This window comes from Psychrobacter sp. 1044 (assembly GCF_904846525.1).
In the GTDB taxonomy this organism is placed as follows: domain Bacteria; phylum Pseudomonadota; class Gammaproteobacteria; order Pseudomonadales; family Moraxellaceae; genus Psychrobacter.
In genome coordinates, this window is the sequence record NZ_CAJHAZ010000001.1 from 236160 (window position 1) to 258679 (window position 22520).

Consider the following 22520-nt stretch of genomic DNA (forward strand, 5'->3'; position numbering starts at 1 on the left):
GTGGAAAGTGGCGTGGTTATTAAGTGCTATTAAGTGCCATTAAGTGCTATTAAGTGTTATTAAGTTTACTAATGAGCGCTAATACTTGGTTTTTTCTAGTTAATTTGCATCGTTCATAAAAACATTTTACAAGATAAAACGGTGTTTTAAATAAATCATTAAAAGCAGTTTTGTATCATTAGCAGGCTCTGTTAAAAACACCTATATAAGCAATCATTCATCATCCATTTAACGTGATTAAAGAACAATAACGCCTCAATATAGGCTCAGATAGTATAAGATGTCTCACATTGGCGCAATCTGCAACTATTCAATGGGCAGACTGCATGATAAAATAGACGGTTCACATGTCAAAACTGGATAACTCGTTGTATGTCAGACTTTACTAAAACATCTTCATCTTCTGCTCACACGGGCAATATCCGTATTGATCCGACTGGCTTTGTAAAGCTTGGCGCACAGTTGCCAGCGCTGGCGAATACCTTGGCACAAGCAGTCAATGAGCTCAAGTTATCCTTGAGTGAGACGCAGCAGCGCACATTATTATTGTACTTAGACCAGCTTTTGTTGTGGAATAAAGCGTATAATCTGACCGCCATCACTGATCCAGAAGAGGCATTGATCAAACATATAATTGATTGTTTGGCTATTATAACGCATTTACCGTCAGGGTCACTGTTAGATATTGGCACAGGAGCAGGGATGCCAGCGGTTATTATTGCGATTTGTCAGCCAGAGCGTCAATGCACCGCACTTGATAGTAATCAGAAAAAAATTCGTTTTATTAAGCAAATCAGCAGCGAGCTTGGCTTGAATAATATGCAGCCAATTGCTTCTCGTATCGAGGCGCATGAAGCCAGCTATGACGTTGTGACTTCTAGAGCCTTTGCCAGTTTGATCGATTTTGTCGAAGTGGCTCAGCCGCGCTTAGCAGATAACGGTTACCTATGCGCGATGAAAGGCAAAGCGCCAAGCGATGAAGAACTACAAGCACTAGACAATGACTGGCATATTAAGACGATTAAGCTTAAAGTGCCTCGTTTACATGATAGTCGTCATTTAATTGAATTGTCCTATAAAAATGTCTAAGCTATGAACACCTTTTAAGTGATACGTGTCGGTGACACATGGTTTTGTTGATATCTGAATGGCAAGATATTCAAAATATGGTGATACAGATAGTGCTAATTGTATAGAGATACTCGTACTGTTTACACTTATGAGTATGATGCTATGCAAAGTTTAGCGAAAAATTGATTGTGTAAGCCAAAAGTAAAATAACAGTAATAGACCCTAATTAAATTGAGTGAGTGTATGGAAATCATAGCAATTGCGAATCAAAAAGGCGGCGTGGGCAAAACCACGACGGCAGTAAATTTGACCGCCAGCTTGGCTGCGAAGCGCAAGCATGTACTGCTGATTGACTTAGACCCACAGGGTAATGCGACCAGTGGTACGGGTGTCGATAAGAATGAATTGGCACTGACAATAGCGGACGTGCTATTGGATGGCTTGTCGCTGTCTGATGCTATTGTTACCAGTCCGGCGGGGTTTGATGTGATCGGTGCCAATCGTGATTTGGCTGGCATGGATATTACCTTGATGAATAAGACCGATAGTCATGAGCTGTTTAAAACAGCAATGGTGGCTTTGGTTAATGATCAGATAGCTGCTAAAAAACCTGCTTACGATTATGTGGTTATAGACTGTGCACCCAGCTTGAATTTGCTGACGATTAATGCGTTAGTTGCTACAGACAGCGTCATTATTCCGATGCAGTGCGAATATTATGCATTAGAAGGCTTGGCTGATTTGTCGCAGACGATAGAGCGTTTAACCGAGTTGAATCCAAAGCTATATATCCGCGGTGTGGTGAGAACATTATTTGATGCACGCAATACACTGGCTCGGGATGTGTCGGCCGAGCTTGAAGCGCACTTTGGCGATATTATGTATAAAACCCATATTCCAAGAAATATTCGTTTGGCAGAAGCGCCAGCGCATGGTTTGCCAGTTATCGCTTACGAGAGATGGTCAAAAGGTGCGCGCGCTTATCAAAAATTGGCGGCTGAAGTCATGAAACAAAGTGACTAATATGCATGTATGCATGTTTTTTAGCACCAGTGATAAAATGTCAGCACAAGCGACTAAACAGATATTGAACATTGAATGTCGTATTTATAAGTAATGAGTAAGCTGTATTAATAATTATTTGGCTTTTATTTTAGCGTTAGAGGATAGGTAATCATGGCGAAGAAAAGAGGGTTGGCTGCCAATCGAGGCTTAGATGCCTTATTGGGGTCAATCAAAAAAGAAAAGCAAATCACCGCCTCTGCCTTGCAAGACGATATGGCGGCGCGTGAGAGTACTTTGCCAGCTGAAACGCTAAACGCTGATAGATTAAATATTAGCACGCCTGCTCAATCTGATAGTAATGAGACCAGTGAAAAACCAACGACCAAAGCTATCGCCTCTGACGCCACTACCAGCAGTCGAACCACACGGTCGCCGCGCACGATAAATAAAGTTACGACTAATAAGAGTCGTGTTAATGGAACAGATGCCATTGCCTCTGAAGACCAGATCAGCTTGGTGCAAATAGATGTCACGCGTTTGCAAGCAGGTAAGTATCAGCCACGCCGTGATATGAGTGAAACGGCGCTTGCAGAGCTGGCGTCTTCGATTGAGCAGCACGGTGTCATGCAACCGATCGTTATCCGTCCGTTATTGGCTAATGAAGACAAGAGTGAAGCATTCGTTACCCATGAGATCATTGCTGGTGAGCGCCGCTGGCGTGCAGCAAAAATGGCAGGTAAATCTGTCATTCCAGCGATTGAACGTGCTTTATCGGATGAGCTTGCCATCGCACTGGCCTTGATTGAAAATATCCAGCGTGAAGACTTGTCTGTGATTGAGCAGGCCGCCGCATTACAACGTTTTCATACTGAATTTGGTATGAGTCATGCGATGATTGCCGAAGTCGTTGGCAAGGCGCGCACCACCGTATCAAACCTGCTGCGTCTCAATCAGCTACATGATACAGTCAAAGATCATTTGGCAAATAGCGCCTTAGATATGGGTCATGCGCGCACGCTATTGGCATTATCTTCTGAGCAGCAGCCGATTATCGCGCAAAAAATTATCGACGGCGGTATGACGGTACGCGACGCTGAAAAGTTGGTTAAATCGATCTTGCAGCCTGCGCCTAAAGCCAATCGTGCTGAGCAAACGCAATCTCGTGAGGTTGAGCGCTTAACGCAAAGGCTGACAGATATGTTAGGGGCTGAAGTCAAACTCAAACACAAAAAAGATGGTCAGGGTAGTGTTGAGATATTTTTCCATAACCAAGATCAATTAGCAGCTTTGATTAAGCACATAGAAGCACAGGCTTGATATCGCTAACGAGTTTGTCATGATGCTTTGAACTTGAGATATTTTGATAACCGCTATTCTTATAAAAATATAAAAGAGAGTCAGTATGTGGGAGTTGGTAAAAGCGGGTGGGTGGTTGATGACGCCTATCGTGGTGTGCTCAATATTGGCATTGGTTATCATCATCGAGCGTAGTCATACTTTACAGTTTAATAAAGTTGCCCCGAGTAGATTGCGCGAACAGCTAATCACGCGCTTACGTGAGAATGGGGATATTGGTCGTACACAGTTGATGAATGTCAAAGAAAAAACACCTTTGGGAGATATTTTAGCGACAGGGCTGCTGTATCGTCAATATGGCTTAGATTCGATGACGATGCATATGCAAAACCGCGCTAGCGTACAAGTGCATCAGTTAGAAAAAAACATCAATATGCTTGGGACCATAGGGGCGATTGCGCCACTACTCGGTTTGTTAGGCACAGTGTTAGGCATTATTTCGTCATTTTTGGCGATTACCGATGGCGCGATGCAAGACCCAACCATGCTTGCTGCTGGTGTGTCACAAGCGTTGATTACGACTGCTGCTGGTATGATCGTGGCTATTCCAGCACTGGTGGCTTATCGCTATTTTCAGCGCCGTATTATCGATATTAATGCCCAGTTTGAGACGCAAGCGGGGCTAATGATTCAAGAGTTGTATGATTATCATTTGCTGGAAAATACGTCTATTGCTGGTTTGAATGTGCCTGCACATCGTGCGCCATCGGCTGACGTTGTAGATCACGAGTATGCAGTGGATGGGTTAAACTCAAATAATGGTGTTGCTCTCACTTCTTAATATTTGTGACTGTTCAGCAGGCCCTAATAATCCATCAAGCACATGAGTATTCAGTAAATTAAAGAGAGTGATATGCGCTTTAGAAAACCGACTGTTGAGCCGCTCGAAATTAACTTGACCCCGATGATTGACTGTTTATTGTTTTTGATCGTATTTTTGCTGTTAGCAACGTCGTTTAATCATTTTAGCCGTTTAAATATTATTCTTCCTGAAGCTGAAGGTGTCGCGCTGACAGAAGAGAAAAATAGTATCGAAGTGGCAGTACAAGAAGATGGCAGTTATCTGGTGAACGGTATTACGCTTGCCAGTAGCAATGAGGCAGAGTTGACCAGCATGCTACAACAAGAAGCTGGCAGTAATCGTGACATGCTATTTGTTATTGCTGCGGATGCCAATGCCACCCATCAATCGGTTGTGCGAGTGATGGATATTGCGGGTAAACTGGGATTTTTGAATCTTAATATTAGTACGGTCGTGCCACTTGGTCAGCCGTTACCGCAGTAGCCTATAGCTACTTTAGTGCCATTGATAGATGCTCTTATAAAACTGTGATTTTAACGCAGTCCATTCATATTATGAACCCCAAATTGAGGCTTTTATGAGCCAAGCATATCAACCTGACTCTGCAAAAACTGCTGCTAAAAAACTATCAGCAGAGTCGTCAAACATACCTAAGCATAAGACCTTACTGCGTTTGCTGAGTTATTTAAAACCATACTGGTGGGCATTAATGCTTACTGTTTTGGGCTTTGCGATTAATGCGGCGACAGAGATTTGGATTGCCAAATTACTTCAATACATCACCGATGCCATTAATCAGAACGATCAAAGCAAACAGGATTTATTTCCATTATTGATCATTGGTCTGTTTTTTGCCCGCGGTGTTGGTAGCTTTTTGGGTAATTACTATTCTGCTCTGGTCTCACGTAATTTGGTATATGAGCTGCGAGTGGAAGTCTTTAATAAATTGCTTCGTCTGCCAAGCTCTTTTTACTTAGCCAATCCTGCTGGTACCATTTCATCCAAGCTGATATTTGATGTTGAGCAAGTCACCGCAGCTAGTACAGACTCTATGAAGACGCTACTGCGTGATGGTCTGACAGTCGTCGCTTTGATAGGTTTCTTGCTTTATAGCAATTGGCGTTTGACGTTGATTTTATTCGTTGTGCTACCGCCAATATTGTGGCTTATTCGCATCGCCTCAAAGCGTTATCTAAAGTTGTCTAAAGGTATACAAGAGACGATGGGTGATGTCAGCCATATTACCAATGAAGTGATTGGTGGCTATCAGGTTGTCAAAAACTATGGCGGTCAAGCATACGAAGCCGCACGCTTCGATAAAACATCAAAAAAGAACTTACGCCAAGGCATGAAGGTCGTGGTGACCAACAGTATCAATACGCCAGCAGTACAGCTGCTAATGGCTGTCGCCATGTCAGTTGTGGTGTGGCTCGCACTACGCCCATCGGTGATAGACAATATCTCAGCGGGTGAGTTTATCTCATATATCGCGGCTGCAGGTTTGCTCAGTAAGCCGGTACGCTCATTGACTGACATCAATCAAAAACTGCAAAAAGGTATCGCGGCAGGTGAGTCTATTTTTGCCTTGTTAGATGAGCCAGAAGAATCAGATACTGGTGTGCTTAGCCCTGCTTTGACGGGCGAAATCAAGCTGGATAATGTCAGTCTGGTTTATCCTGACTCAACGGTTGCTTTGCGTGACTTTACGTTAGAGGTAAGAGCGGGTGAGACGGTTGCATTGGTAGGGCGAAGTGGTGCTGGTAAGTCATCTTTAGTAAATTTATTGACGCGCACCTTATCGACCTCTTCTGGGCAAATTACCTTGGATGGTATACCGATTGAAGACATTAAGCTTGAGAGCTTACGGGCGCAGATTGCGATGGTCAATCAACAAGTAGTCCTGTTCAATACCACGGTATTTAACAATATTGCTTATGGTGGCTTAGCCAGTAAAACCCAAGCTGAGGTTGAGCGTGCCGCAAAAGATGCCTTTGCTCATGATTTTATTATGAAAATGCCAAACGGCTATCAAAGTGAAATCGGTGCTGAAGGTTTGCAGCTGTCTGGCGGGCAGCGTCAGCGCTTATCGATTGCTCGTGCGCTATTAAAAGATGCGCCGATTTTAATTTTAGATGAAGCAACCAGTGCGTTAGACAATGAATCAGAGTATTACATTCAGCAAGCGCTTGATAATGTGATGAAAGATCGTACCACATTAGTCATTGCACATCGACTGACCACCATTGAATCAGCCGATCGTATCGCCGTGTTAGACAGCGGTCAAATCGTCGAGTTGGGCACGCACGATGAGCTTATGCAATTGCAAGGTCATTATGCGCAAATGTATGAACGCGACTTTGAATAAAATTATCGGACTATTTTTTGAGCCGCTTTGTCGTTCAAATCGTGCTAAGTTCAAGTTTAGCTGAATAGGTAAGTAGTCAATTATCATGAGTATTGAAACGACAGTGACGCGTGCCTGGCAACGTCAAGCCGCTTGGCTATGGCTATTGCTACCTATTAGTTGGTTGTACGGACTTATCACCACGCTGCGTCGTCAAGCTTATAAAGCTGGGCTGTTAGCAAGTTATCGTGCGCCTGTTCCCGTTATGGTGATCGGCAATATTAGCGTGGGCGGTAGTGGCAAAACACCATTGATTATTGCCTTGGTTGATTATTTGCAAGAACGCGGAATAAAGGTAGGGGTTATCAGCCGTGGTTACGGTGGCGATACCAGTCAAATGCCAGCTTTAGTCGATGCCGCCAGTTTGCCCAACGTGGTAGGGGATGAGCCTTGTTTGATTGTCAATATGACAAATGCACCCATGGCAGTATGTCCTGATCGTAAGCAAGCAATTATGACCTTGTTAGCTGCCCATCCTGACTTGCAATTCATTATTGCCGACGATGGCTTGCAGCATTATGCACTGCAACGTGACATTGAATGGATTGTGGTCGATTCAGCACGGGGCTTTGGTAATCAACAGCTCTTGCCAACAGGGTTTTTACGTGAACCCATGTCGCGGTTGCAGGGTGCAACTGTCATCTACCATGAACCACTAACAACAGATTCAGTGGACAACAACAAAGATAACAGCAATCTGTACAGAGCCTATCGTTTGACAATGCATCTAGAAGCGGATGCTCTGCAACTCTTATGGCAACCTACTTTATCTTATTCTCAAATTGATGCGCCTAAAAAGGGTTGTAGAGTGCATGCGGTGAGCGGTATTGGTTATCCGCAGCGGTTCTTTAATACTTTAAATTCGCTAGGCTTCGATGTCGTTAGACATGCTTATCCTGATCATTATGATTTTGAGTTGGCGGAATTGTTGCAATATACCGAATATCCAATCGTAGTCACCAGTAAAGATGCGGTAAAAATAAGAGCATTGCTATCGAAAGCCACTACTGATAAAGCGTTAAATGATGAGTATCAAACGCTGATAAACAGACTATGGGTGCTGCCAGTAACTGCCGAACTCTCTGACAGCTGTTATGATAATCTGCAGCAGCAGCTAAAAAAGCTAGGTATTGATATCGCAAACGATAACAGTACCAATAACAGTACCAAAGCAAATAATAGATGATGCTTTAAACCGTATAAAAATTGCTATAGGAAACCCCATGTCGTCAGTGATTATGCCCGCCAAAACTCACATTGTTATCCCTGCTCGTTTTAAAAGCACAAGGCTGCCCGGCAAGCCATTACTAGAGATACATGGTAAGCCGATGATTCTTTGGGTTGCTGAAAAGGCGCAAACAGCGCACTTCGCTGATGATATGTGTATTGCCACGGATGATGACGATATTGCCAAGGTATGCACGGATGCAGGGTTTGATGTGGTGATGACCAGTAGCGAGCATGCTTCAGGCACTGATCGTTTGGCAGAAGTTGCCGCTATCAAAGGATGGGCTGACCATGATATCGTGGTCAACATGCAAGGCGATGAACCGTTAGTGCCACCGTTGTTATTGGAGCAGGTAAAGGCGCTTTTGGTCGCAGACAGTGATAGCGTGATGGCGACCTTGTGTGAGCCTATCGACGACTATGAGACCTTTATGCGTTCATCAGTGGTCAAGGTTGTCAGTCAACACGCTAATGACTTGCAACGTGCGCTTTATTTTAGCCGAGCGCCCATTCCTTGTGATCGTGATGTCGTATTGTCCAATGATGGTGATAGAAACCCACCAAAAAATGCTTATCGTCATTTAGGGTTATATGCTTATCGCGTCCGTTTATTACAGCAGTTTGTGCATTGGCCGCAAACGCCACTTGAGACACTTGAAAGCCTAGAGCAGTTACGCGTTTTAGAAAATGGAGCGCAGATTGCTATTGCAGTTGCCGCTTGTCAGCTACCTGCAGGGGTCGATACCCAAGAAGATTTAGACCGCTTAAATGCCATGAGCTTGACTGAATTTCAGAACCCCATTGGATGAATAGCCTAAGCAAAAATATTTCACCTAAAGCGTCATGAACACGCTATATCCTGAATAATCAAGCGAAGTTATAGGACGTTAGCTATGAGTGATAAGACGCAAAATACAGGCACAATGGATACTACAGACCACATTTATTTCGCCACGTTATTGCCATGGCAGCAAAATCTGTGGTCGCAATTGACCAAGCGAGTTTTGACATCACAGCAATCTTTGCCACATGCACTATTAGCTGCTGGTATGCAAGGTATGGGCAAGCGGGCTTTTGTATGGCGTTTGGTCGCTTGGTTGTTATGCCGTGAGCGTGATAGTCATCCCACAGGGGCTTGCGGCGCGTGCGAAAGTTGCCAATGGCTAAGATCTGGCACGCATCCAAGCTTACAGGTATTGCCACTGATCAGTATGCCAATCAGTGCCGACAATGCTGATAATAAAGAGAAACTAAGTAACGCTGCAAAGGATAAAAAATCATCCAAAACAGCCAATAACAGTGCTCTTAAGATTAAAGTGGATGATATCCGTAACTTGCAGCCTTTTATCTACCAAGGTGGTCAAGGAATGCGTATCTGTGTGTTAGACCATGCAGAGCAAATGACGATTGCCGCGGCCAATGCGCTACTCAAAACCTTAGAAGAACCACAAGCTCAAGTCCATTTATTTTTGATCAGCGATACTCCAGCACAATTACTGCCCACTATTAAAAGTCGGGTGCAGCAGTTGCCATTACAGACCATTCAGCCTGTAATCGCCGTTGACTATGTGACACAGGCACTTGGCTCTACGGTCAATCGTGAAGCGGTCGGTACGGCTGCGATTGAGCAGCTTATCCAATTAGCGAATGGCGCACCTTTGGCAGCGATAGCCACGGCACAAGCGCCATGGTATAGCAAACGTGCGCTATGGTTGACGACGTGGCAGGCATTGCGTAGTGGTAAACGTAGTAGTGTGGCAGCCAGTGACTATTGGCAAAACCAACTGAGTATCACAGAATTTATTCAGCTGTCTGAGCTGATGCTACTTGATATGCGCCGTATTTGCTTAGGTCTCAATGAGCTTCAAAAAGACGTCAATCTATCCGCTGCCTTAGAAAAGTATCCACCTGATAATAATGGCCTAGCACTTTTTTCTAATAGCTTACAGCAGACAAAAATCGCTCTGCAACAAAATGTGCAAGAAAAATTTGCCTATGATAAGCTAATGCAAGAATTGGCTTGTTTATAAGAAAATCTGCCTTGATAGCAAATAAAAATACCAAACTTAATGAAGGAATCTGACTATGGCCATGCCAGGACGCGGCGGGATATTAACCTGCCACATTGAAAATATCGAAATGTTATATGCCAGCTACTTGTCCTTTGTCAGTAATGGCGCATTATTTGTGCCATCCAATGACGCTCAGCAGCTAGGTAACGAGGTATTTATCGCCATCACTTTACCCAATTCTAGCGAGCGTTTGCCTATGAATGGCAAAGTGGTTTGGATTAACGCCAAAACGCAAGGTGGTCGACCGGCAGGTTTTGCGGTACAGATTGGAACTGATATTGCAGGTCAAAGAATTAAAAACGAAGTTGAGCGATTATTGGCGGGTAAAATAGATGGTTTGCAGTCCACGTATACCATGTAATTGTACTTATAATGGTTTTGATAAGTGTTAGACGACTATTATTAAATAAACAGTATAAAAAAAGCCACCTTATATATCGATAAGGCGGCTTTTTTTTATGAGTATAAGACTAGGGCGTGTCCTCATTTTAAAAATAGTGATAAAAATTGCCGTCAAACAATGAAGGTAATGCAAATAATATCGAGATATCAATAAGCTGTTTGACTATCCTTGGTAAAATGTAGCCATTTTTAGCCAATTTAGAGGACAATCGATTAAATTGAGGACACGGCCTACATAAAATTAGCATATCTTTTAATAGCGCGGTGGCACATACATATCATCTGGAATAGGCTCACGGTAGTATTCGTCATCACGTTTACGATCGGGTAATTCTACCTCATCACGTGGCACTTCCTTATAAGGAATTTGTTCGAGTAAATGAGCAATACAGTTTAGCCTTGCGCGTTTTTTATTGTTACCTTCAACCACCCACCAAGGTGCTTCCGGGATATGCGTTCGCTCAAACATGGTCTCTTTAGCCTTGGTATAGTCTTCCCAACGGCGGCGTGACTGTAAGTCCATGGCTGAGAGCTTCCATTGCTTGAGCGGGTCATGAATACGGCTCATAAAGCGTGAATGCTGCTCATCATCAGTGATCGAAAACCAGTACTTCACCAAGCGAATACCTGAGCGTACTAGCATGCGTTCAAACTCAGGCACCGACTGAAAAAATTCTTCATACTGTGCATCGGTACAAAAACCCATCACACGCTCAACCCCCACACGGTTATACCAACTGCGGTCAAACAGAACAATCTCACCAGCAGCAGGCAAGTGGGCGACATAACGCTGAAAATACCATTGTGATTGCTCACGTTCCGTCGGTGCAGGTAGGGCAGCCACTCGACACACACGAGGGTTTAAGCGCTGCGTGATACGCTTGATAGCGCCACCTTTACCCGCTGAGTCACGACCCTCAAATATGACAACGATACGCTCACCGCGATCAACGACCCAGTCTTGCAACTTAATAAGCTCGCGCTGTAGCCTTACCAACTCTTGAAAGTACATACGACGATCAAGTCTTTCTTGCTCACTCATTTCGCGCCCATCAAAACGAAAGTCACGCACATAATCATCTATCTCATTTTCTAGCTCTTCATCATAAGTATCGATGAGGTCTTCGTGCATCTTACGACGCAACTGATCATTAAAAACCTCCTTATCCATACGCTCGATAAAACTGTGTTGCTCAGGTGAGCTAAGTTCCTGACGCTCTTGTGGCGTAAGGGATTTGGGATTGATGGACGAAGGTATCTTACCCATAAAAAACTCCTAATCAGTGTTGTTATGATTTTTATTGGTTATCCTCTTACTTTAGCATAACTACCGATAGAGCTATGCGTTGGCTACGTTTCATTATTGTGTTGTTAGCAAGACCATGACTAATATCCAGTTTTGAGTAGTAAATGAGCATAAAAAAGCACCCTCTAATCCATCGATTAAAGAGTGCTTTAAAGTATTCGTGCTAACTATTGACTGGTAATAGCAATCAAATAATAGCAGTCAAAGAGTTATTTCTCTAAGATACAAGTCACGCCCTGACCACCAGCTGCACAGATAGAGATTAGTGCACGACCTGAGCCTTTTTGATCCAATAGCTTCGCTGCAGTGGCTAGGATACGACCGCCCGTTGCGGCAAATGGATGACCCGCAGCTAACGACGAGCCATTAACGTTCAGCTTGCTACGATCGATAGAGCCTAATGGTGCATCTAGTCCTAGACGCTCTTCACAGAACTTTTCATCTTCCCAAGCAGCTAGTGTTGATAACACTTGTGATGCAAAGGCTTCATGGATTTCATAAAAATCGAAATCTTGTAGTGTTAGACCTGCACGCTCAAGCATACGCGGTACGGCATAAGCAGGTGCCATTAATAGGCCTTCTGTGGTGCCAGATTTACCAATGAAATCAACGGCGGCCGTTTCTTGATGAACGATATAAGCCAATGGCTTAAGACCACGCTCTTTTGCCCACTCATCGGTTCCCAATAGGACACAAGAGGCACCATCAGTTAAAGGTGTAGAGTTGGCTGCTGTCATCGTTGGCTTGGCGTTCTTTTTACCAAACACAGGCTTTAATTTAGCCAGTTTTTCCAAAGTGGTATCAGGGCGCAAGTTGTTATCGCGCGTCAGACCTTTGTATGGAGTGATTAGGTCGTCAAAGAATCCTTCATCATAAGCGCGCGCTAGGTTTTGATGACTGTTAAAAGCAAGCTCATCTTGTGCTTCGCGGCTGATATTCCACTCAAGTGTGGTGATGGCTTGATGATCGCCCATTGATAGGCCAGTACGTGGCTCACCATTTTGTGGCGAATCGATTAAGTCTTTTGGATTTAGACCCATTAACGCTTTTAGGCGTTGTTTGTTGTCTTTAGCCGCGCCCAGTTTGATCAGTACTTTACGTAGACCATCACCAATCGCGATCGGTGCATCAGAGGTCGTGTCTACGCCGCCAGTAATTGCTGAATCGATAAGACCCAGTGCGATTTTATTGGCAGAAGCAAAAGTCGCTTGCAAGCCAGTACCGCAAGCTTGTGAGATATCGTAAGTTGGCGTATGTGGGTTGAGCGCTGTGTTAAGCGTGGCTTCGCGAGTTAGGTTGATGTCACGGCTTAGTTTCATGACGGCACCAGATACCACTTCACCCAACACTTCGTCTTGTAGATTATAGCGTTCAATCAAGCCATCTAATGCAGCTGTCAACATGTCGGTGTTGCTAACGTCAGCGTATGAACCGTTCGAGCGTGCAAATGGAATACGGTTGCCACCTAAGATAGCCACACGATTTTGACCAGCAACGGCTTTGGTTTTGCTGGTTTTTTTGGCAGCAGATGTTGGCTTTTTCGTAGTAGAATCTGGTGATTTATCATTTGCTTCTGTGGTGCTAGAAGACTCATTATTACTAGAAGACTCTTTATTAGACGTGTCTGTAGCTGTCGTGCTTTTAGCTTTTTTAACAGCCGTTTCTGTTTTGGCGCTGTCTGATTTATTATCAGTAGATTTTGACGCACTGGCTTTTACCACTGTGCTTTCAACAACAGGGCTATCAGGGTGATTGTTTTTATTACTCATAATATTATCCTTAAAAAATATGGGCAGAAGAAAAGAGGGTAACAATAGTAAAACTAATAATAAAAATGATTATATTAAAAAATTCAATAATCGAAAATAAACAAGAAGCAAATATTATCACTTATTACGCAGCATAACTGTTTATGATAAGACGTTTTTACGACCTTACTGTATATCTTTGGCAAACTATGTGACGCTTATCTAAGGTCGGTATCAGCTTTGAAAGATATCAATATGACTTTCGTAGACTGGCTAGTATCGATTATTGGCATTGCATAACGATAGATTTGATAATATATTGTTATCGATAATTTCATTTGCTATAACTTATAGGTCTGATTTTAGCACAATGTGGTGATTTTTAAATCCAGAAAAAGTGACCGTCTTGTATACTGAGTTGTTTACAGATTGTTGTAGACATTATCGGTTTTTGGACTTGTCTAAGATGGCAGTGTATAGTTAGGCCAGCTTTAGACTCATTTACTAAATATCAATAATTATGAGGTTATTGAGTCTATATAATAGGCACATTACATTTATTACTATTATTCTAACCGTTCGTTATAGGGATTATATTATGTCAGACCGTTATGGTGATTTTGTTCAGTCTTCTATTGGCAAAAAAGTGGCCAAAAATTTGGGTTTACCGTTACCTGTTACCCTTGATCGCTTCGAAAGCGGTGAGCCTTTAGTACGTGGTAGCGTATTGGTTGGTCGTGCTAATGGCGATAATAAAAGCGTCAGTGAGTCTGTTGCGCGAATTTTGTCAGACGTACATGCTGATGTTTATGTAAACAGCAGTGATGATATCAAAGATGCCCTTGCTGATGCAGGCGTCGAAGCAAAAGCCAATACGGGCGGCGATGATAAATTTAAAGTATTGTTGTTTGATGCCAGCAATATTAGCAATGCCGATCAATTAAAAGAAGTGTATGAGTTCTTCCATACTGTGGCTCGTCGTGTAGAAAAGTCTGGTCGCGTCATTATCATTGGCCGCCCACCAGAAAATATCACTGATATTGATACAGCTTTGGCTCAGCGTGCGCTTGAAGGCTTTGTGAAGTCTGTCGGTAAAGAGTTCAAACGCGGTATTACGGCACAGCTTATTTATGTAGAAGACGGCGCAGAGCAAAACCTAGATTCGACTTTACGCTTTTTCACCTCTGCTCGTTCAGCTTATGTCTCAGGACAAGTCGTACGCGTTAGTAAAGGTAGCAATGTTGATGTCGATTGGACACAGCCTCTTGGCGGTAAAACCATGCTGGTGACTGGCGCAAGCCGCGGTATTGGTGAAGCAATTGCTCGTGTATTGGCTCGCGAAGGCGCTCACGTTATCTGCCTTGATGTACCGCAGCAGCAAGCAGACCTACAAAAAGTCGCTAGCGAAATTAGTGGCTCAGTATTGACCGTCGACATCACCAGTGATGACGCTGGCAAACAAATCGCCGAAGCTGCACAAAAGCGTGGCGGATTAGATTCAATCATCCATAATGCTGGCGTCACTCGTGATAAGACATTGGCAAACATGGACGAGAAAAAGTGGGACATGGTTATTAATATTAACCTAGGTAGTATTGCTAGGCTGAACCGCTATTTGCTAGACAACGACGTATTAAAAGACAATGCACGTATCGTTTGTGTGTCATCGATTTCAGGTATCGCTGGCAACTTGGGTCAAACCAACTATGCCACCTCTAAAGCAGGGGTGATTGGTTTGGTGAATGCCACTGCCAAGCAGTTAGAAGACAATGCCAAAGGCATGACGATCAACGCTGTTGCTCCAGGGTTTATTGAAACGCAAATGACCGAAGCCATTCCATTTGCTATTCGTGAAGCGGGTCGCCGTATGAACTCTATGAGCCAAGGCGGCTTGCCAGTAGACGTGGCTGAGACCATCGCATGGTTTGCATCACCTGCTTCTGGTGGCTTAAATGGCAACATCGTTCGCGTTTGTGGTCAAAGCTTATTGGGTGCTTAATATCACTTTATAAGTAAGTGTCAATTATAAGTAAGTGTAAATGATGATTTAGATGATGATAAATGGTTGATATTAATCAGTATTTTTAATTTTCCTCACATATGCTTACGAAAAAATTGCTCATAAATCGTAATAAAGCTGCCCAAGGGTGGCTTTTTTATGATAAAAACACAGAGAACCAGTAGCCAAATTGTTTTTTGCTGTGAGAGTTGCTTACATTGTCTAAAACCACGCCTATGAATTGTGCCTAATTTAGGCATAATACTGGTGGCATTGCTCAATGATAGGCTGTAACCAACAATGTCATAGCATCTTTAGATACACCAAGAAAATTTGCTCAAGCCCCACTTAGGATTTATTATGTCAGACAAACATTATGATGCGTTGCCGAAAGCGCATACGACCTATGCCAATATCGTTAAAAGTTTATTGCCTATTGGTAATAATGGCAAAATCAGTAAAGACCAATTGCCGCAAGCGACTTACTATGTGGACGATTTGCACATTGACCAAAGTAACTTAAACGATTATCGTAAAATTTGTGGTTTTGCAGATAATGGCAAAGTACCTATTACTTACTTTTCAGTGCTGTCTCAAACACTGCAAATGAATATGATGGTCAAAGAGCCATTTCCATTTGCTATGTTGGGTCTAGTGCACGTCGATAATAGTGTGACTCAGTATCGTCCTATCGGTGAGCGTGAAACGGTTGCTATGTCAGTCACCTTTGATAATTTGCGTGACCATGCTCAGGGTCAGCAGTTTGATTTTGTGACGACGGTCAAGTCAGAAGATAAGGTGATTTGGGAAGGTACTTCGACGTATCTATCACGCAGCAAAAAACCCATCAGCAGCAAAGACAAAAAAAGCACTCCACGTCCAATAACGGTCAAGCCATCAGTCAATCCAGAAGGCGTGCATAGTATCTTTGAAGTGCCAGAAGATATCGGTCGTCGTTATGCTTTTGTTTCAGGTGACTTTAACCTCATTCATCTCCATCCATTATCTGCGCGTGCGTTTGGCTTTCCTAAAGCGATTGCTCACGGCATGTGGTCAAAGGCCAAATGCCTTGCTATGATGGACGAGTTGCCGGATGCTTGTACGGTTGATGTGTCATTTAAACTGCCTATCTTTTTGCCAGCCGAAGTAGAGCTTATCGCTGATCCGGTGGCTGCACTTGAAGACACAGACGATACCTGTGAGTTTGGCTTATTTAGCTCTAAAAATGACAAGCCGCATTTGGCAGGTACGGTTAAATTACAGAGTGGCAATGAATAAAAGCCAGTAGAACAACTGTCATTTAACTAAAAAATATCTCAATATGGTCGATTCGTGATAGAAAAGTAATAGCGTTAACCTCGCTTGAAGTATTGCTTATACATCGACACGCGGTTGCTTTGTACTTATTTTAACTGGAATTGACCATAGTAAATATAACGAACAAATTTATAATTATGACTTCACATACCGCCGTACCAAACCCAGATCAACTGAATCATTCAGTAGCTATTGACACAGTATCGAATGCTGGCAATAGCGTTTTAGACAATGGTGTTGATCTTAGTACTATTCTTGAGCCTTATTTTCGTCCTGATGACACTACCATTGTATGCGGTGCACTCAATGACGAAAAAGTGGTTGCCTTAGCGAAATCAGGGGTTGAGTTAGTGATTAACTTACAGCCAGATGATGAATTGAGCTTTGATGAAGCCGCAGCGGTCGAGCGAGCTGGCATGCACTATGAGCATCTGCCTATTAATGGTGCTGCAGACTTAAAGCAGCTTAATATATTGGCATTTGATAATATATTGCGCCAACATCATGGCAAAAAAACAGCAGTGCATTGTGGCTCAGGCAATAGAGTGGGTGCCGCAATGGCGCTACGCGCAGGATGGCTACGTGGACGTAAAATGGACACCGCTATGGAACGTGGGCGCAGTCATGGATTAACGAAGCTTGAGCAAGAAGTTCATAATCGTCTGTTGGTACCGCGCTAAGACATAAAGATGACAACGTATTATTAAGCGGCATTGCATGACAGAGAGGCGACCACTAGGTTGCCTTTTTTATTAAGGCGCGTTGTTATTTTTAAAATGAGGATACGCCCTAAGCAAACGAAAAAATAACGAGTTAGTATTGAGATACTGAACAGTTACGCCTTAGCAAATAATGTATTTTTTATCATATGAACACTTAATATCAGGGGCTAAATAGTTTTTTACCGTTTAGCTGTTTTATAGAAATGGAGCAGGGTAGCCATGATCGATAATAATAATAAAACCACGCAGATTTTTGATCATCAGATAAATATAACGTTGCAACAACGTTTGCAACAAATACTCACCGACTTACAGCTTGATGATGCACCAGCTGGTGGTGCCGTGGTTGTCTATCAGGCAGGAGAATGCATTGCACAGGCGAGTGTGGGGATGGCACGTCCAGAGATGCCATGGCAGCCTGATACTTTGGCGATTAACTTTTCGACGGGTAAAGGTGTATTGGCGACGCTCGTACATATATTGGTTTCGCAGCAGATGCTTGATTATGACCAACCTATTGCCCATTATTGGCCTGCATTTTCTGCACAGAATAAAGGGAATATTACACTACGTAGCGTGATGTCGCATCAAGCCAACTTATTCTCAATTCAGAGTATCGATGCGGATAGCGAAACTTTGCTTGATTGGGATCAAATGCTCAATAAAGTTGCCGCGATGCCGATAACAGCACCAGACCATGGCGAGCTATATGACAGCGCTTATAGTGCTCTGGTCTATGGTTGGGTGTTGGGCGGTCTGATAGAAGCCGTTACTGAAATGTCTTTAGCTGAGGCATTGCGCCATTATCTCACTGAGCCTTTAGGTATTGCTGACAGTTGCTATTTTGGTGTACCAAAGAATAAAGTCAACCAAGTAGCAAGACTCGCCAAAGACTTCGAAGCATCAAATGAGGCTGGCTCACAACTGCGTAATAAACGTCATAAACCAACCCTAAAAGCCGATTCACAAAATACTTTACGTACTTATGCCAATCTACATAGTTATGCTTGCTGGCAGCAGCAAGCTTTAATGGATGGCAAAGCGGCAGACCTAAGTTCAGATGATGAGCAAAATACTTTACCGATATTAGACACGGCTCATATTAATCGTTTGTACTTCAATACCAGTCAGCTTAATCTAAAAAATTATAAGGCGGCACTCATACCTGCTGGCAAACAAGCGATCGATTATCACAGTCGTGAGACACTACAGGCCATTATTCCAGCAGCAAATGGTGTCGCTTCAGCTCAGGCATTGGCCACCATCTATGCGATGTTAGCCAACGGCGGAACATGGCAAGGACACACGTTTATTAATAGCGCCACTTTTGAGCAACTATCCAAACTGCAAGTCACAGGGATAGATGCCGTCATGCCAGCAAACATGGATTGGCGCTTGGGTTATCATCGGTTATTGAGTCTTTGTCAGCATACAGACAGTGAAAAAGTTGATGCAAACAAGCAAGGATTTGGGCATATGGGCTATAACGGTTCAGTAGCTTGGTGTGACCCAGAGCGTCAGTTGTCATTTGCCTTTATCCATAATTTTGACACCACGATGCTGAATGATGTCCGTCAGTTTGCACTAACGGAAGCGGTACTTAACTTAATCGATTCAGAGCTTTCAAAACGCTAGATAGCTCTATCGATAAGGTTAATGTGATTTATTCGGCGTCATTTTAAGTAACCTTGTGGCGCTAAGACCATGGATAAAGATTGACGCCAAAATGACAATTGAACAGACGACCCACAGTTTAAGCGCATCTTCATCACCGAAAAAACCTTGGTTGAGCGCATAAGATAAATAATATAGCGTACCAATACCACGGATGCCCAAAGCAGAGATGGCATATTTTTCAGTGTGTGGCATGTTTAGTCCTGATAAAGCAATAAACCCACCAATGGGACGTATCAACAAGAGGAAGGTGAAGCTGACGATGTAAACACGCCATGTCAGCTCAACGCCCGATTGCAATCCTTGACCAAGAAACATGCCGAAAGTGACCAGCACTAGAGACATGAGTAAGCCTTCTGATTGTTCTGCAAAATCATGGAGCTTGTGGTGATAGCTGTGCTCATGCTCTGAGCGACGAAAGGCAAATGCAGCGATAAATACAGCGATAAAGCCATAACTATGTACAAATTCGGCAAGTCCATAAGCCACTAACGTTAGCGCAATGACCACATATCCTTGAGAAATAGTAGTGTTTTGGCTATATTTTGAAAATACCAGCTTGGCCATAATTTTACCAACGACAATCCCAACTACCAGCCCTGCACCAATTTTCCATAAGACATCATGAGTGAACCATGACCAGAGCATCTCGAGGGTAAAGGGATTGCCTTGGCTAAAAGCTTCCGCTATTTTTATGGCCAAATAAACAAATGGGAAAGCCAGTCCGTCATTCAATCCTGCTTCTGACGTCAAAGTAAAGCGCGGTGTGTCTTCGCGACCTGTGTTGGGTGGCCCTACTTGAATACTAGAAGCCAATACGGGATCGGTTGGAGCCAGTACTGCGCCCAGCAATATAGCGGCTCCCAGACTGAGACCAAATGCATAGTAGCCTAGCACCGCCATCGCAAAGATGCCAATCGGCATGGTAATAAGCAACAGACGCACGGTCGGTCGCCACAATTGCCAAGACAGCTTCGTATCAATTTTGATACCAGCACCAACCAAGGATACGAGCACCACAATTTCGGTTAATTTTTCGATAATTAAGCCGTTATTCATAGGGTCTAAAAATGATAAGGTCGTCCACCAGTACCCCATCAGCAGCCCAAAGCTGACCTGCAACATAGGCAAAGAGATAGGCGTGCGCTTAAATATAATGGGGAACAACGCCCCCAGTAGAAAAGCGATACCGCAGACCAATAAAAATAAATTGTAGTTTTCAATCATAAGGTAGGTGCACGCTGTTATGTTTATCTTAAAAAGTTAGAATAAGGCTATATTTACTAGTCCATTATAATGACGCTAAAAAATAATGATTACCGCAAAAAATCGTTATCAAAACGACATATGCGTTGTTTTTTGGTGAAAAAAAAGCCTGCATAGCGCAGGCTTAATAGATTTTTACCAATATACTTTAACAATTAATAATTGAAGGCTCAGCGCTCAACTTGACTCACGTCACGTACCGCACCGGTATCGGCACTGGTAGTCATGGCAGCATAGGCACGTAGCGCAGGGGTCACATGACGGTCACGGCTTACAGGCTTCCACGCATCGCGGCCACGAGCTTCCATCGCTTCGCGGCGAGTGGCCAAATCGGCATCACTGACTTGCATGTTAATCGTACGATTAGGAATGTCGATATGGATGGTATCGCCTTCTTCAACCAGACCAATTGCGCCGCCTTCCGCTGCTTCTGGGCTGGCATGACCGATTGATAGGCCTGAGGTACCACCAGAGAAACGACCATCGGTGAGTAGGGCGCATTCTTTACCCAAGCCTTTTGACTTGAGGTAAGTCGTTGGATAGAGCATCTCTTGCATACCAGGACCGCCTTTAGGTCCTTCATAACGGATGATAACCACATCACCTGCCACGATCTCGTCGGCCAATACCGCAGCGACAGCATCATCTTGTGACTCAAATAGACGAGCACGACCAGTAAAGACTAGAATGCTGTCATCCACACCTGCGGTTTTGACTACACAGCCACGCTCAGCGATATTGCCATACAATACGGCCAAACCACCATCTGTAGAATAGGCATGTTGGGCACTACGGATACAACCTGACTCACGGTTGACGTCGAGGTTTGACCATTCTTTTGATTGCGAAAATGCCTCAGTGGTACGTATGCCACCCGGTGCTGCAAGGAAGCGTGCGCGAGCCTCTTGATTATCAGGATTCATGATGTCCCACTTATCAATTGCAGCTTTCATCGTTGGACTATGGATGGTCGGTACGTCAGTCTTCAGTAATCCAGCACGATCAAGCTCGGCCAATAACGCAAAGACACCGCCAGCACGATGCACATCTTCCATGTGGTATTTCTGCGAGGCAGGGGCGACTTTTGCAAGGCAAGGTACACCGCGACTTAGACGATCGATATCTGACATTTTGAAATCGACTTCTGCTTCGTTAGCAGCCGCTAACAGATGCAAAATAGTATTGGTTGAGCCACCCATCGCGATATCTAAGGTCATTGCGTTTTCGAAAGCGGCTTTGCTCGCGATTGAGCGTGGCAATACTGAATCATCATCTTGCTCATAGCGACGTTTGGCAAGTGAGACAATGGTGCGTCCTGCTTCTAAAAATAGCTCACGACGCAATGAATGAGTTGCCAATAGTGAGCCATTACCCGGTAATGCCAAGCCCAACGCTTCGGTTAAGCAGTTCATTGAGTTAGCAGTAAACATACCAGAGCATGAACCACAAGTTGGGCAGGCTGAGGCTTCGATAGCGGCTACATCTGCATCACTAATGCTATCATCAGCGGCATCCATCATCGCATCGACAAGATCAAGCTTACGAATCGCACTACTGTCACTACCATCGGTATTATGGCTCTTACCAACGGTACTGGCTAAGATTTTGCCCGCTTCCATTGGGCCACCTGAAATAAACACTACTGGGATATTGAGGCGCATGGCTGCCATCAGCATACCCGGCGTTATTTTATCGCAGTTAGAGATACAAACTAAGGCATCTGCACAATGGGCATTGACCATATATTCGACCGAGTCGGCAATCAAATCGCGACTTGGCAGTGAGTACAACATACCGCTATGACCCATGGCAATACCATCATCGACCGCAATGGTATTGAACTCTTTAGCCACGCCGCCTGCTTGTTCAATTTCACGTGCGACCAGTTGCCCCAAGTCTTTTAGATGCACATGGCCAGGTACGAACTGGGTAAATGAGTTGGCAATCGCAATGATTGGTTTACCAAAGTCGCCATCAGTCATGCCAGTTGCACGCCATAATGCGCGCGCGCCTGCCATATTACGGCCGCCAGTAGAGGTTTTTGAGCGATAATCCATGTGATATTCCTTACAAATAGGCGAGGTTTGTGAAAATGTGCACCCTCAACTTTAATATTGATAGTGTGCTTTTTATAAAATGCGAGGACTAG

Annotated in this window: 18 protein-coding genes; 14 read left to right on the forward strand and 4 right to left on the reverse strand. The window is 43.8% G+C overall.

Going from position 1 to position 22520, the window contains the following annotated elements; translation table 11 throughout:
- Positions 1 to 372 precede the first annotated feature (372 nt).
- The 10 genes from rsmG (at position 373) to JMX82_RS00995 (ending at position 10298) form a co-directional block, all read left to right on the forward strand.
- The gene (gene rsmG / locus JMX82_RS00950) at positions 373 to 1089 is read left to right on the forward strand and encodes a 16S rRNA (guanine(527)-N(7))-methyltransferase RsmG (RefSeq protein ID WP_060490850.1); all 717 of its coding nucleotides are present in this window, start codon (positions 373 to 375) and stop codon (positions 1087 to 1089) included.
- 225 nt (positions 1090 to 1314) lie between these two features.
- Positions 1315 to 2094: a ParA family protein gene (locus JMX82_RS00955; RefSeq protein ID WP_201538977.1), complete on the forward strand. Its 780-nt coding sequence runs from the start codon at positions 1315 to 1317 to the stop codon at positions 2092 to 2094.
- Positions 2095 to 2247: 153 nt separating this feature from the next.
- Positions 2248 to 3393 carry a ParB/RepB/Spo0J family partition protein gene (locus JMX82_RS00960; protein WP_201538978.1) on the forward strand — a complete coding sequence of 382 codons (1146 nt, stop codon included), beginning with the start codon at positions 2248 to 2250 and terminating at the stop codon, positions 3391 to 3393.
- 85 nt (positions 3394 to 3478) lie between these two features.
- The gene (locus tag JMX82_RS00965) at positions 3479 to 4213 is read left to right on the forward strand and encodes a MotA/TolQ/ExbB proton channel family protein (protein WP_201538979.1); all 735 of its coding nucleotides are present in this window, start codon (positions 3479 to 3481) and stop codon (positions 4211 to 4213) included.
- 72 nt (positions 4214 to 4285) lie between these two features.
- On the forward strand, positions 4286 to 4717 hold the full coding sequence (locus JMX82_RS00970; RefSeq protein ID WP_025651795.1) for an ExbD/TolR family protein: 432 nt from the start codon (positions 4286 to 4288) through the stop codon (positions 4715 to 4717).
- A 94-nt stretch (positions 4718 to 4811) separates the two neighbouring features.
- Positions 4812 to 6599, forward strand: a complete 1788-nt coding sequence (gene msbA, locus JMX82_RS00975) for a lipid A export permease/ATP-binding protein MsbA (RefSeq protein WP_227676242.1) — start codon at positions 4812 to 4814, stop codon at positions 6597 to 6599.
- 85 nt (positions 6600 to 6684) lie between these two features.
- Positions 6685 to 7824 carry a tetraacyldisaccharide 4'-kinase gene (gene lpxK, locus JMX82_RS00980; protein WP_201538980.1) on the forward strand — a complete coding sequence of 380 codons (1140 nt, stop codon included), beginning with the start codon at positions 6685 to 6687 and terminating at the stop codon, positions 7822 to 7824.
- Positions 7825 to 7861: 37 nt separating this feature from the next.
- Complete coding sequence (kdsB, locus tag JMX82_RS00985) at positions 7862 to 8674, forward strand: 3-deoxy-manno-octulosonate cytidylyltransferase (RefSeq protein ID WP_201538981.1); 813 nt, start codon at positions 7862 to 7864, stop codon at positions 8672 to 8674.
- Positions 8675 to 8758: 84 nt separating this feature from the next.
- Positions 8759 to 9895: a DNA polymerase III subunit delta' gene (locus JMX82_RS00990; protein ID WP_201538982.1), complete on the forward strand. Its 1137-nt coding sequence runs from the start codon at positions 8759 to 8761 to the stop codon at positions 9893 to 9895.
- A gap of 55 nt (positions 9896 to 9950) precedes the next feature.
- Positions 9951 to 10298: a PilZ domain-containing protein gene (locus JMX82_RS00995; protein ID WP_045446052.1), complete on the forward strand. Its 348-nt coding sequence runs from the start codon at positions 9951 to 9953 to the stop codon at positions 10296 to 10298.
- A gap of 294 nt (positions 10299 to 10592) precedes the next feature.
- Here JMX82_RS00995 and ppk2 read toward each other — a convergent pair whose 3' ends face one another.
- Together ppk2 and JMX82_RS01005 are read right to left on the reverse strand one after the other, a co-directional pair.
- Positions 10593 to 11606 (reverse strand): polyphosphate kinase 2, encoded by a 1014-nt coding sequence (gene ppk2 / locus JMX82_RS01000; protein WP_228139068.1) that lies wholly within the window; start codon positions 11604 to 11606, stop codon positions 10593 to 10595.
- A 248-nt stretch (positions 11607 to 11854) separates the two neighbouring features.
- Positions 11855 to 13414 carry an acetyl-CoA C-acetyltransferase gene (locus JMX82_RS01005; protein ID WP_201538983.1) on the reverse strand — a complete coding sequence of 520 codons (1560 nt, stop codon included), beginning with the start codon at positions 13412 to 13414 and terminating at the stop codon, positions 11855 to 11857.
- A 577-nt stretch (positions 13415 to 13991) separates the two neighbouring features.
- On the opposite strand from JMX82_RS01005, the gene JMX82_RS01010 reads away from it, so the two are divergent.
- The 4 genes from JMX82_RS01010 (at position 13992) to JMX82_RS01025 (ending at position 19066) form a co-directional block, all read left to right on the forward strand.
- Positions 13992 to 15392, forward strand: a complete 1401-nt coding sequence (locus tag JMX82_RS01010) for a 3-oxoacyl-ACP reductase (protein WP_201538984.1) — start codon at positions 13992 to 13994, stop codon at positions 15390 to 15392.
- Between the two features lie 360 nt (positions 15393 to 15752).
- Positions 15753 to 16670 (forward strand): MaoC family dehydratase, encoded by a 918-nt coding sequence (locus JMX82_RS01015; RefSeq protein ID WP_198330652.1) that lies wholly within the window; start codon positions 15753 to 15755, stop codon positions 16668 to 16670.
- A gap of 176 nt (positions 16671 to 16846) precedes the next feature.
- Positions 16847 to 17389, forward strand: coding sequence for a beta-lactamase hydrolase domain-containing protein (locus JMX82_RS01020; RefSeq protein WP_201538985.1), 543 nt, complete (start codon positions 16847 to 16849; stop codon positions 17387 to 17389).
- Positions 17390 to 17650: 261 nt separating this feature from the next.
- On the forward strand, positions 17651 to 19066 hold the full coding sequence (locus tag JMX82_RS01025) for a serine hydrolase domain-containing protein (RefSeq protein ID WP_201538986.1): 1416 nt from the start codon (positions 17651 to 17653) through the stop codon (positions 19064 to 19066).
- Between the two features lie 18 nt (positions 19067 to 19084).
- On the opposite strand, the gene JMX82_RS01030 is transcribed toward JMX82_RS01025, so the two are convergent.
- On the reverse strand, positions 19085 to 20332 hold the full coding sequence (locus JMX82_RS01030) for a cation:proton antiporter (RefSeq protein ID WP_201538987.1): 1248 nt from the start codon (positions 20330 to 20332) through the stop codon (positions 19085 to 19087).
- A gap of 209 nt (positions 20333 to 20541) precedes the next feature.
- On the reverse strand, positions 20542 to 22428 hold the full coding sequence (ilvD, locus tag JMX82_RS01035) for a dihydroxy-acid dehydratase (RefSeq protein WP_201538988.1): 1887 nt from the start codon (positions 22426 to 22428) through the stop codon (positions 20542 to 20544).
- Positions 22429 to 22520 lie beyond the last annotated feature (92 nt).

Excerpts from the sequence above, each read along its gene's own strand:
- ppk2 (WP_228139068.1), bottom strand. The coding sequence starts at position 11,606 with ATGGGTAAGATACCTTCGTCCATCAATCCCAAATCCCTTACGCCACAA.
- msbA (WP_227676242.1), top strand. The coding sequence starts at position 4,812 with ATGAGCCAAGCATATCAACCTGACTCTGCAAAAACTGCTGCTAAAAAA.
- rsmG (WP_060490850.1), top strand. The coding sequence starts at position 373 with ATGTCAGACTTTACTAAAACATCTTCATCTTCTGCTCACACGGGCAAT.
- JMX82_RS00955 (WP_201538977.1), top strand. The coding sequence starts at position 1,315 with ATGGAAATCATAGCAATTGCGAATCAAAAAGGCGGCGTGGGCAAAACC.
- JMX82_RS01005 (WP_201538983.1), bottom strand. The coding sequence starts at position 13,414 with ATGAGTAATAAAAACAATCACCCTGATAGCCCTGTTGTTGAAAGCACA.
- JMX82_RS00960 (WP_201538978.1), top strand. The coding sequence starts at position 2,248 with ATGGCGAAGAAAAGAGGGTTGGCTGCCAATCGAGGCTTAGATGCCTTA.
- kdsB (WP_201538981.1), top strand. The coding sequence starts at position 7,862 with ATGTCGTCAGTGATTATGCCCGCCAAAACTCACATTGTTATCCCTGCT.
- JMX82_RS00970 (WP_025651795.1), top strand. The coding sequence starts at position 4,286 with ATGCGCTTTAGAAAACCGACTGTTGAGCCGCTCGAAATTAACTTGACC.
- JMX82_RS00995 (WP_045446052.1), top strand. The coding sequence starts at position 9,951 with ATGGCCATGCCAGGACGCGGCGGGATATTAACCTGCCACATTGAAAAT.
- JMX82_RS01030 (WP_201538987.1), bottom strand. The coding sequence starts at position 20,332 with ATGATTGAAAACTACAATTTATTTTTATTGGTCTGCGGTATCGCTTTT.
- JMX82_RS00990 (WP_201538982.1), top strand. The coding sequence starts at position 8,759 with ATGAGTGATAAGACGCAAAATACAGGCACAATGGATACTACAGACCAC.
- ilvD (WP_201538988.1), bottom strand. The coding sequence starts at position 22,428 with ATGGATTATCGCTCAAAAACCTCTACTGGCGGCCGTAATATGGCAGGC.
- JMX82_RS00965 (WP_201538979.1), top strand. The coding sequence starts at position 3,479 with ATGTGGGAGTTGGTAAAAGCGGGTGGGTGGTTGATGACGCCTATCGTG.
- JMX82_RS01010 (WP_201538984.1), top strand. The coding sequence starts at position 13,992 with ATGTCAGACCGTTATGGTGATTTTGTTCAGTCTTCTATTGGCAAAAAA.
- JMX82_RS01020 (WP_201538985.1), top strand. The coding sequence starts at position 16,847 with ATGACTTCACATACCGCCGTACCAAACCCAGATCAACTGAATCATTCA.
- JMX82_RS01015 (WP_198330652.1), top strand. The coding sequence starts at position 15,753 with ATGTCAGACAAACATTATGATGCGTTGCCGAAAGCGCATACGACCTAT.
- lpxK (WP_201538980.1), top strand. The coding sequence starts at position 6,685 with ATGAGTATTGAAACGACAGTGACGCGTGCCTGGCAACGTCAAGCCGCT.
- JMX82_RS01025 (WP_201538986.1), top strand. The coding sequence starts at position 17,651 with ATGATCGATAATAATAATAAAACCACGCAGATTTTTGATCATCAGATA.